An 8,985-nucleotide genomic window follows, 5' to 3' on the forward strand; every position below is an offset into this window, starting at 1 on the left:
TCTCGTCGGCTGAGCCCCATGCCGCCGCTCACAAACACTCACGCAATCCGACGCTTTCGCGCGAGCCTTGGGGCCGGCCTTTCCGCAGAATGCCTTCGGCTTCACCAGTACCAGTTCACGAGCAGCACGGGGTCCCGTCCATGAGCAGCGCAGAACGGCCTTCCTCCAATGCAATGCCTCGGCCGGCGCTGGCCGACGCGGCGCGGCCTCAGGCGAGCCGGCGGCTGACAGGGATGCAACGCGCACTGATCTATGACGACGACGACGGTTTCGCCGAGGAATGCGCCGAGGCCCTGAGCCGCCAAGGCTTCATCGTCGAGACCCGCGCGGGGCGAGCCGATTTCTCCCGGCTCGTCTCCGAGTTCGCGCCGCATCTGGTGCTCCTCGATCTTCACATGCCGGAATTCGACGGCATCGAGGCGCTGCGCGCGCTGAAGGAATATGGCTGCAAGGGCGATGTCGAGGTGATCCTCGTTTCCGCGGCGGAGCATTCGCTGATCGTCAGCGCCTCGACGCTCGCCCGCGCCTATGGGCTGCGCCTTCGCGGCGTCCTCAGAAAGCCATTCCGCCTCTCGCAGCTCATGTCCTGTGTCTCGGACGCCGGCGACGACAAAATCTCACAAATCTGAGCGGCTTTTGGTGTCGCGCCCGCGTCGGCTTTTACCAACTCTTAAGCGAGCCCGGCGCTTCATGGAGGCCACCGCATGACCTGCGACCCCAACCACGATTCGAGCCCCGCGATGCGATCCAGACTTCTCGTCGCCGACGACGATCCCGAACAGCTCGCCGAAGTCGGCGAGTATCTGCGGCGGGCGGGCTTCGACGTCGTCACAGCGCATGACGGCTTCCATGCGCTCGAGCAGATCGCCGAGCACAGGCCGCGCGTCATCATGCTGGATGTAAACATGCCGGGCTGGGACGGCGTTCGCGTTGCCGACGCCGCGCGCAACCTCGACCACCGCGCCATCATCATCCTGATGACGGCCGATGCCGATGCGTTCCGTTATGCCAGCGACACCGATTGCGGGGCTGTCACCGTCTTTGAAAAGCCGGTCGCGCTTCAGAAGCTGATGAGCTTCCTGCGTTCGGTTCTCGGAGAGATCGAAGCGGAACCGAGCGGCGCGGTCTGATACGCCTCGCTAGATGCCCGTGACCACGGGGCCTGCCTTCGGCGCTATCACGGCCGACGGCCCCTCTCTCTGGCCCGACAGCTCGGTCAGTTGATGCCGAAGCCGGTCGGCCATCTCGGGCATCTCGGTTCTGAGCTCGTCGAGCCGCCGAAGCATGCTCTTGGCGGTCAGATAGGAAACGCCGAGTTTGCGGCTCACCTGCGAGACGCTCAGCCGCTGGCGGCGCACCTCATGCGTATGGAAGAGCACCACCCAACCGGACAGCGTGACGCGTGTGCCGTGCAGCGGCGTACCCGAAGTTACGCTGTACTGGCAGCGGCGGCAGGCCTTGCAGGTCCAAAGTCCGGGCCGCGTCGTCAGCTTGCAGGCCGCGCCCAGCGTCTTGCAGTTCAGGCATTCCGGACCTTGCGGCCAGCGGGCGGCTTCGAGAAGTGCCCGGCTCAGCTCTTCGGATTCGAAGATTTCGCCAAGAGTGGGATACTGCCGAATGCGATCGAATGGCCCGTTCATGATCACCGAAAACGCAGGCGAGGAAGATATCTGTTCCGACATTAGGCCCGTCCCGTCTTATGGATAAAGAGTGCACCCCCCGGGGAACGTGTATGACTGAACGCGAGAACAGCCGATATGTTCCCCGGGAGTTGCAAGGTCACCGTCGAAAAAAGCGGCCAACCACCATGCCCTTGTTGGAAAGCAGCGGCCCGGCTATGCGCACGGAGCTTGGGGGGCACTCGTTTGAGCCGGCCCGCTGCTTTCCAGTGGTGTTGTGCCGCCGGTCCCGCCGGCAACCCATACAAGTCGCCCGAACTCGACTCGAGCATCTGGCTTGAGTGTCCGTTCACAAGCGGGACACGTCATTGGGAATTGCGTCGAGTTGTGTGACGAGCGGCCCGATCCCGGGAAACGTCCCTCCGCTTTGTACGGACTTTTTTCCGCCATAATTGGGCGACACTTCGCCGATCCGCTGTTAGAGTTCGCGGGCCCTCATTTCAAGACGAAGCGGTTCATGACGCCGACCAACCGTATTCTCCTTCTCGCCTTAGTCCCCCTTCTCATTTCCCTGGGCGTAATCGGCGGATTTTCCGTCTATTACACGCAGGCATGGCGTGAGAAGCAGGATTTCGTGATTCATACCTATCGCGCCATCCGGACAGCGGAAGCACTCCTCACCGACATGCTGGATGCCGAGACCGGACAGCGCGGGTATCTGCTCACCGGTCGTCCGGCCTATCTCGCGCCCTACCAGGGCGCGAGCAAACGCGCCGCCGAGGATTTCGCGCTGCTGACAGAACTGACGGAAGACAACCCGCGCCAGCAAAAGCGCACCGCCGAACTTCAGTCGCTGATGCACAAACGCTTCGATCTGCTGGAGCAGGCGATAAGGCTGCATGACAGCAACCGCGAGATTTCCACGTTCATTACGTCCGGCTCCGGCAAGGCCGTCATGGACGAAATTCGCCGCATCGTCGGAGAGATCACCAGCGAAGAGGAGGCTCTTCTTTCGGTTCGCAGCCAGTCTGCGCGGGATCTGGAACAGCGCACGACGACGGTGACGCTGATCGGCTCGGCTTTGGCCATTATTTTCTTGCTCGGCTCCTCGGCCTTGTTGCTGAGAAGCAATGTCCGCCTCACGCGCACGGAGAAGACGCTTGCGCAGAAAGCGACGTTGCTGCAGGCGACGCTCGACAGCATCCGCGACGGCATCGCCGCATTCGATGCCCAGGGCCGGCTTCGCGCCTTCAATACGCGCTTCTTCAGCCTGCTCGAATTTCCGGGCGAACTGGCCCATGAAGGCGCGGCACTCGCCAATTTCCAGGACATCGACAGACATAGAAATCATCCGATCCTCGGCGAGCTTCCAGCCGGCGGACAAGGCGAGGAAGCCTATCAGCGCATTGCCATCGATCACCGCGAACTCGACGTCTACCGCAATGCCCTCAACGATGGAGGGTTTCTCGTCGCCTGCCTTGATGTCACGCAGCGCGTCCGCGCCGACGCCATCATCCGTCAGGCGCAGAAAATGGAGGCGATCGGCCATCTGACCGGCGGCATCGCGCACGATTTCAACAATCTTCTGCAGATCATCAGCGCCAATCTCGATCTCCTCGCGACCGACGTACAGGGAAGTCCGCGTGCGTCCGGCCGCCTGCAGAACGCAATTTCCGGCGTCGAGCGCGGATCGCGGCTGACCCAGCAACTTCTCGCTTTCGCGCGTCGTCAGCCGCTCGATCCGCGCCCGCTGAACCTCGGACGTCTCTTGCAGGAGATGACGGAACTCCTGCGGCGCACGCTCGGCGAGCGCTATGACGTCGAAGCGGTGATCGCCGGCGGCCTGTGGAACACGTTGATCGATCCCGTCCAGGTCGAGAACGCGATCCTCAATCTCGCCATCAACGCGCGCGACGCGATGAAGGACGGCGGCAAGCTGACGATCGAGGTGTCGAATGCGGTTCTCGACGACGCCTACGCGGCCGAGCACGAGGAAGTTTCACCCGGCCAATATGTGATGCTCGCCGTGAGCGACACCGGCGAAGGCATGCCGCAGGACGTGATGGCACGCGTCTTCGAACCCTTCTTCACCACCAAGCCCGAAGGCCGCGGCACCGGCCTGGGCCTCAGCCAAGTCTATGGCTTCGTCAAGCAATCCGGCGGTCACATCAAGATCTACAGCGAGATCGGCCACGGCACGACGGTGAAGCTCTATCTCCCACGCGCCAGGCGCGGCCAGGAAGCCATCCAGAAGCCCACCCTCGCGCCGGTTGAAGGCGGCACGGAGACGATCCTCGTCGTCGAGGACGACGCCGGCGTACGCGCTGCCGCGACCGATCTCCTGAAGGAACTCGGCTATTCGGTGCTGAAAGCCGAGAATGCCGACGAAGCGCTCGCCCTCATCGACAGCGGCGCCCGCCCCGACCTTCTTTTCACCGACGTCGTCATGCCCGGCGACATGAACACGCGCGACTTCGCCCGCAGGGCGCAGATTCTTTGCCCCAATCTTCTGGTGCTTTTCACCTCGGGCTATACGCAGAACGCGATCGTCCATAACGGGCGGCTCGACGACGACGTGTTCCTGTTGAGCAAACCCTATCGGCGGGAAGAACTGGCCAGAAAAGTCAGGGGCATTCTCGACACTGCAAAACGCGAAGTGGAAGCGCCCGCGCCAGCCGCACCGATCGTCCTTCCCCCCAGCACGCCGCAACAGCCGACGGACGGTCGGAAGTTCAGAATTCTGGTCGTCGAGGATGAGTTTCTCGTCCGCATGAGTACGGTCGATATGCTGGAAAGTCTGGGACATGAAGTGAAGGAGGCCGATAGCGGCGCCTCTGCCCTGGATGCCCTGCGAGCCGACCGGGAATTCGATGTCGTCGTCACCGATCTGGGATTGGGCGACATGGCAGGCGCCGAACTCGTCGCGCTTATGCGGAAGGAGTATCCCTCTCTGCGGATCGTCATCGCCAGTGGCTATGACAGCACCGGCGCAAATGCGGAGATCGACGGCGAAGCGGTCTTCCTCAGCAAGCCTTTCCAGCTTGCGGACATCCGGGCGGCGCTCGAAGCCGCGATGGGCGTCTGAGCCCTTTTGATATCCGTAACGCGGACGTCGGCGGCGGACGGCTGAAAATCGTCCGCCGCCGCCCGAAGCCGCTTACTGCGTGGCGCCGGAAGCATCCGTTCCGGCCGAGCCGCTGCTGTTCATCGAACCGGAACCCGCCGGGCTGCTGCCCTGCGTACCGACGCTGCCGGACGTGTTTGAATTGATCGAACCTGTCGTATCGGCGCGATCCGGACAGCTCGTCGAGTTCGTCTCGGTGGTCGATCCCGACGTGTTTCTGCAGCCATCCTTCGCCGCCGCCTGCGGAGATTTCGTCGAACGCTGAACATTGCTGCCGCTGGAGCTATCCGTCGAACCGCTCGAGTCATAGGACGTCGAGCTGTCGTTCGACATCGAGCTGCCGGACGACATGCCGGTCGAGGATCCGGTCGTCGATCCGGCGCCCGCGGCGAAGGCGGGCCCGGCGAGCAAGATCGTCGCGGCGCCGACCATCAGCGTGTGGGTGATTTTCATGTCTGTTCCTCCATGGATTTGTTTGAAGCGCGTAGACCGCACGGGAAATGAACGAGAGCGGGCGATCGAAGTTCCGCTGGCGAAACGCATTGCCTAGTTTTGGCGAGGTCGCGCCCGACGTCTGGTGAACCGTGCATTGCCGAGCCCGGTGCCGATGGTCAGAACGCCCCAGTGCCGCTTCTCGTGCATGAACGGCACCTCGCTCAGCCCTTGCACCACGGCGTCGTTGTGCATCAGCACTTCCGTGCATTCGACACCCATGACCGGCAGCGCCGACGCGAGCCGGTGTGGAAGATTGAAATCGCGGCTGGACCAGTCTCCAGGCAGATTCTGCGTTCCGCGCCGTATCGTTCCGTCGTGACCGATGATGCCGGGGCAACCGACGCCGATGATCGGCATCAGCTTGAGGCCGCTCTTTTCGGCACGCCGGGCAAGGTCCGCGAGCATCTTCGCGACGCGGTCTATGAATGCATCTCGCGTCGGCGCGTCCGGCTCGTGCCGCCACAGAACGGATTTCCAGACGGCTGCGCGAGAAAGGTCCGGTGCCGCATCCATGCCGAACTTGACGACGCCGACGCGGACATTCGTCCCGCCGATATCGATGGCGAGCATCGCATCGTAATCGCGCAGTCCCTCTGGCGGAACGAGTTGCGTCACGCCGATCAGCCCCGCTTCGTCTGGATGGTGGTGGATCGGCACCAGTGACACCTTGATCCCCGCCATTCGCAGCAACGCCTCCGCCCGGCCCACGGCCAGCGTTCCGATCCGGCTGTTGCTCATGCCGCCGCCGATCACGATATATTCGGTGCCGCGCCATTTTTGCGTCCGCAGAATGCGCTTTACGACCTCCGCGAATATCTGTGCATATTCCTCGATCGCGCCGAGGAGCAGGCCCGCTGCCACCGGATTGCCGGAAACCAGCATGCGGTCGAGTTTCTTCTTGGAAATCGGTTCGCCCTTCCGGCTTCCGTTCTTTCCGTTCCCGAACGGATCGCCACCGAACCGGCTGATCTTCTTCCGGAGATCGTCGAGGATGGAATGAAAGGCACGCCTGCTCGCGCGGTCGCCGATGAAGGTTTTGCCGTCCCTGATTTCGAGATTATAGGCATCAACCTGCACGGCCGGCAGAACACCGGTACCGTGGCGCCCTTTCTTCGGCGTTGGTCGTTTTTTACCGGCGATCTTCGGCGCCTCCGCTGAAATCGCGTCGACGGCGTACCTCGATCAGTCGCCGCAGTTCGCCGGTGCCGTCCATGCTGCGTGCCGTGAGAAAACTTCCCGCGACCACCGAGACAAGGCCGTCGATCCCGCCGCGGCGGAATCCGCGACGCAGCAGACACAGCCCGGCCACGAGCGAGAATCCGCGCTCAAGCGGACGAATGTGGGGCGGATTGGCGGGATCTATGCGCATGGACACTACTTCTTCTTGGTGCCGGTTTTTCTGGTCGGGGTCCTGGCGGAAGACTTTTCTTTCGCTTTCGCTTTGGACGGCGTCTCGCCTGCGCCTTTCGACGCCGCGGCCTTCGCCTTGCTGACGGCAGGTTTCGGGGCCGCCTGCGCGGTCGGCTTCGGCGCCTCCTGCCGGGGCGTCGGCATCTGCTGTTTCTCGCCCTGATCGGTGATCGACGGCAAATCCCCGACAGTCGCGGCCGCCTGCAGAGGCTCGACCGGCTCGCCGAAATCGCCGCGATTATCGGGATGCGCCAACGGGTTAGGCTTCGTCGCCAGCATCTGGTTGTCTTCGACCGCCACGAGTTCTGTCGCCATGTCCCAATGGATACTCTCGCGTCCCTGGGGACGCCCCTCTTCCTGCCAGAGGCGATAGGCATGGGCACGTATGCGTTCGTCTTTGTCGTCCATCAAGGGTCCCCTTGCGTGTCGCTCATCCAATGAAACCGATACGACGCCGCTAGGTTCCGCGCGGTCTCGTTGCTGCTCACGGCGTCCAATCCACTTCCAGAACGCCGCCGCGACCCGCCATGGCGGCAACCAGGGACGGCGGCGCGACGTCTTTGCGGTCGCCGCGAAAACTCAAATGAAGTTCCGTGGTGTGGCGCTTTTCAGCCAGCGTCACCGCGCAAGAGATGACGCCGATTTTATCCTGTCGCAATAACTGGATGAGTTCGTCTGCCGTGGGCCCGCCGTCGTCCATGGCAACGACCTTAAGCGTCGCGCGCTTGTCCTGCGGCATCGCCTGTTCGAACCATTTGAGCCCCCACAACGTGACGACGCCGATGCCGGTCGCGGCGAGACCGAGGCCAAGCTGACCGCCGCCGAAGCACAGGCCGATGACGGTGACGAACCAGAGGGTCGCCGCCGTCGTCACGCCGAGCACCGCATTGCCGCGTCGCAGGATCGCACCGGCGCCGATAAAGCCCATGCCGGACAGGATGCCGAGCGGCAATCGCATCACATCGAGCCGGATCGACGCCGCCGACGCCATTCCGGAATGGATCATCAGCAGATTGGCCTGAATCATCGTCACGGCAGCCGCGGTACAGACGAGCAGCGTCGTCCTCAGTCCTGCCGGGCGTCCATGTTCGCCCCGGTTGAATCCGATGGTGGCGCCGGCGAGCACCGCTAGGAGGAGGCGCAGCGCGATATCGTCGGTGCTGACCGTTTCCGGCATGTTTCGCGATCACGTCTTGCGCGACGCGGTCTTGCGTCCCGTCGTTTTGCGGGCCGGCGACGTTCGGGCGGCTGATTTGCGAGGCGCGGCCTTGCGCGCACTCGTGCTCCGTTTGCTTGCGGTCGCCTTCCTTGCGGTTGTCTTCTTTGCGCTCGCCTTCTTTCTCGCACCCGCACCCGTCTTCTTTGCGCCCGACTTGCTCTTTGCGCTCGCGGAAGCCGCGCGCCGCTTGCGGGTCTGCGCCGCCTTGCGCGCGGATGCTGAACGCGCCGCCGCCGAACGCCCAGCCGAGGCGCGACCGCCGAGCTTGCCGCCCTTCTTGGACGGCTCGGTGTTCTCCTTCTTGCCGCGCCCCGAGCCCGATTTCTTGCCGCCGCCCGTCTCCTTGTTGACGGTCGCCCAGGCGCGACGCTCGGCCTCTCCCTCCGATGTACCGCGGCGGCGATATCCTTCCTCGATATGTTCCGCCTGGCGCTTCTGTTTGCTCGTGTAACTCGACTTGTCTCCGCGTGGCATGGTTTCCTCTCCTCCTGGAAGAAAGCCCTCTTCTTGAACGCCACCGCAGCGGTGAAGTTCCGGTTTCTTCATCTCTTGCTTGATTGGTTCCATCCGACGCCGCGATGCGGCCATCGCCATGCAGACCCAGCTCGTCCTCTAGACCGGTCTCTGTTCGGAAAACCGCTTTCCGGCGGCTTACCGCTGCGTTATGTTTCGATAAACATAACGCTTGGAGATCCGGGAATCCTCATGACGCGCCGCCTTCTCTCCGCTCTGACGGTCCTTCTCCTTTGCGTGACCATGGGATCGCATGCGGCGCGCGCCGACGCGCCCGTCACGGTCTTCGCCGCCGCCAGCCTCAAGAACGCGCTGGACGCCGTCGCCGCCGGCTGGAAAACCGAAACCGGCAACGAGGTGACAATCTCCTACGCCGGCAGCTCCGTTCTCGCCAAACAGATCGAGCAAGGCGCGCCGGCCGCGATCTTCGTCTCGGCCGATCTCGACTGGATGGATTACCTCGACAAGCGCCATCTCGTGGATGCGGGCACGAGAAAAAACCTGCTCGGCAACCGCCTCGTTCTCGTCGCGCCGAAAGCATCGGCCGTCGCACTCGACATTGCGCCGGGCTTCGACCTCGCGGGCGCCCTGCAGGGGGGCCGTCT

10 protein-coding genes and 1 pseudogene are annotated in these 8,985 nt (G+C 63.4%); 4 read left to right on the forward strand and 7 right to left on the reverse strand.

Going from position 1 to position 8,985, the window contains the following annotated elements; translation table 11 throughout:
- Positions 1 to 140 precede the first annotated feature (140 nt).
- Positions 141 to 629 (forward strand): response regulator, encoded by a 489-nt coding sequence (locus VMR03_RS17585; RefSeq protein WP_325407530.1) that lies wholly within the window; start codon positions 141 to 143, stop codon positions 627 to 629.
- A 75-nt stretch (positions 630 to 704) separates the two neighbouring features.
- The gene (locus VMR03_RS17590; protein ID WP_325407532.1) at positions 705 to 1,130 is read left to right on the forward strand and encodes a response regulator; all 426 of its coding nucleotides are present in this window, start codon (positions 705 to 707) and stop codon (positions 1,128 to 1,130) included.
- 9 nt (positions 1,131 to 1,139) lie between these two features.
- On the opposite strand, the gene VMR03_RS17595 is transcribed toward VMR03_RS17590, so the two are convergent.
- Positions 1,140 to 1,640 carry a transposase gene (locus VMR03_RS17595; RefSeq protein ID WP_325407534.1) on the reverse strand — a complete coding sequence of 167 codons (501 nt, stop codon included), beginning with the start codon at positions 1,638 to 1,640 and terminating at the stop codon, positions 1,140 to 1,142.
- A gap of 496 nt (positions 1,641 to 2,136) precedes the next feature.
- Between VMR03_RS17595 and VMR03_RS17600 the strand changes: the two genes are divergently transcribed.
- On the forward strand, positions 2,137 to 4,704 hold the full coding sequence (locus tag VMR03_RS17600; protein WP_325407536.1) for a CHASE3 domain-containing protein: 2,568 nt from the start codon (positions 2,137 to 2,139) through the stop codon (positions 4,702 to 4,704).
- Between the two features lie 72 nt (positions 4,705 to 4,776).
- On the opposite strand, the gene VMR03_RS17605 is transcribed toward VMR03_RS17600, so the two are convergent.
- The 6 genes and pseudogenes from VMR03_RS17605 to VMR03_RS17630 all read right to left on the reverse strand — a co-directional run.
- The gene (locus tag VMR03_RS17605) at positions 4,777 to 5,196 is read right to left on the reverse strand and encodes a hypothetical protein (protein WP_325407538.1); all 420 of its coding nucleotides are present in this window, start codon (positions 5,194 to 5,196) and stop codon (positions 4,777 to 4,779) included.
- Between the two features lie 93 nt (positions 5,197 to 5,289).
- Positions 5,290 to 6,315, reverse strand: a complete 1,026-nt coding sequence (locus tag VMR03_RS17610) for an ROK family protein (RefSeq protein WP_325407540.1) — start codon at positions 6,313 to 6,315, stop codon at positions 5,290 to 5,292.
- Between the two features lie 52 nt (positions 6,316 to 6,367).
- On the reverse strand, positions 6,368 to 6,607 hold the full coding sequence (locus tag VMR03_RS17615) for a hypothetical protein (RefSeq protein ID WP_325407542.1): 240 nt from the start codon (positions 6,605 to 6,607) through the stop codon (positions 6,368 to 6,370).
- Positions 6,608 to 6,612: 5 nt separating this feature from the next.
- Positions 6,613 to 7,056 carry a DUF2934 domain-containing protein gene (locus VMR03_RS17620; protein WP_325407544.1) on the reverse strand — a complete coding sequence of 148 codons (444 nt, stop codon included), beginning with the start codon at positions 7,054 to 7,056 and terminating at the stop codon, positions 6,613 to 6,615.
- Positions 7,057 to 7,132: 76 nt separating this feature from the next.
- Complete coding sequence (locus VMR03_RS17625; protein ID WP_325407546.1) at positions 7,133 to 7,825, reverse strand: MgtC/SapB family protein; 693 nt, start codon at positions 7,823 to 7,825, stop codon at positions 7,133 to 7,135.
- Positions 7,826 to 8,041: 216 nt separating this feature from the next.
- Positions 8,042 to 8,341: pseudogene (locus VMR03_RS17630) on the reverse strand (plasmid stabilization protein); the annotation flags it as partial.
- 231 nt (positions 8,342 to 8,572) lie between these two features.
- On the opposite strand from VMR03_RS17630, the gene modA reads away from it, so the two are divergent.
- Positions 8,573 to 8,985, forward strand: a 413-nt coding sequence (gene modA / locus VMR03_RS17635; protein ID WP_414693202.1) for a molybdate ABC transporter substrate-binding protein, incomplete at its 3' end; no start/stop codon positions are given.

It is taken from the genome of Parvibaculum sp. (assembly GCF_035511255.1).
GTDB lineage: Bacteria > Pseudomonadota > Alphaproteobacteria > Parvibaculales > Parvibaculaceae > Parvibaculum.

Bases quoted from the DNA above. Each gene is read 5' to 3' on its own strand.
- VMR03_RS17625 (WP_325407546.1), bottom strand. From the start codon at position 7,825: ATGCCGGAAACGGTCAGCACCGACGATATCGCGCTGCGCCTCCTCCTA.
- VMR03_RS17605 (WP_325407538.1), bottom strand. From the start codon at position 5,196: ATGAAAATCACCCACACGCTGATGGTCGGCGCCGCGACGATCTTGCTC.
- VMR03_RS17595 (WP_325407534.1), bottom strand. From the start codon at position 1,640: ATGAACGGGCCATTCGATCGCATTCGGCAGTATCCCACTCTTGGCGAA.
- VMR03_RS17600 (WP_325407536.1), top strand. From the start codon at position 2,137: ATGACGCCGACCAACCGTATTCTCCTTCTCGCCTTAGTCCCCCTTCTC.
- VMR03_RS17615 (WP_325407542.1), bottom strand. From the start codon at position 6,607: ATGCGCATAGATCCCGCCAATCCGCCCCACATTCGTCCGCTTGAGCGC.
- VMR03_RS17620 (WP_325407544.1), bottom strand. From the start codon at position 7,056: ATGGACGACAAAGACGAACGCATACGTGCCCATGCCTATCGCCTCTGG.
- VMR03_RS17590 (WP_325407532.1), top strand. From the start codon at position 705: ATGACCTGCGACCCCAACCACGATTCGAGCCCCGCGATGCGATCCAGA.
- VMR03_RS17585 (WP_325407530.1), top strand. From the start codon at position 141: ATGAGCAGCGCAGAACGGCCTTCCTCCAATGCAATGCCTCGGCCGGCG.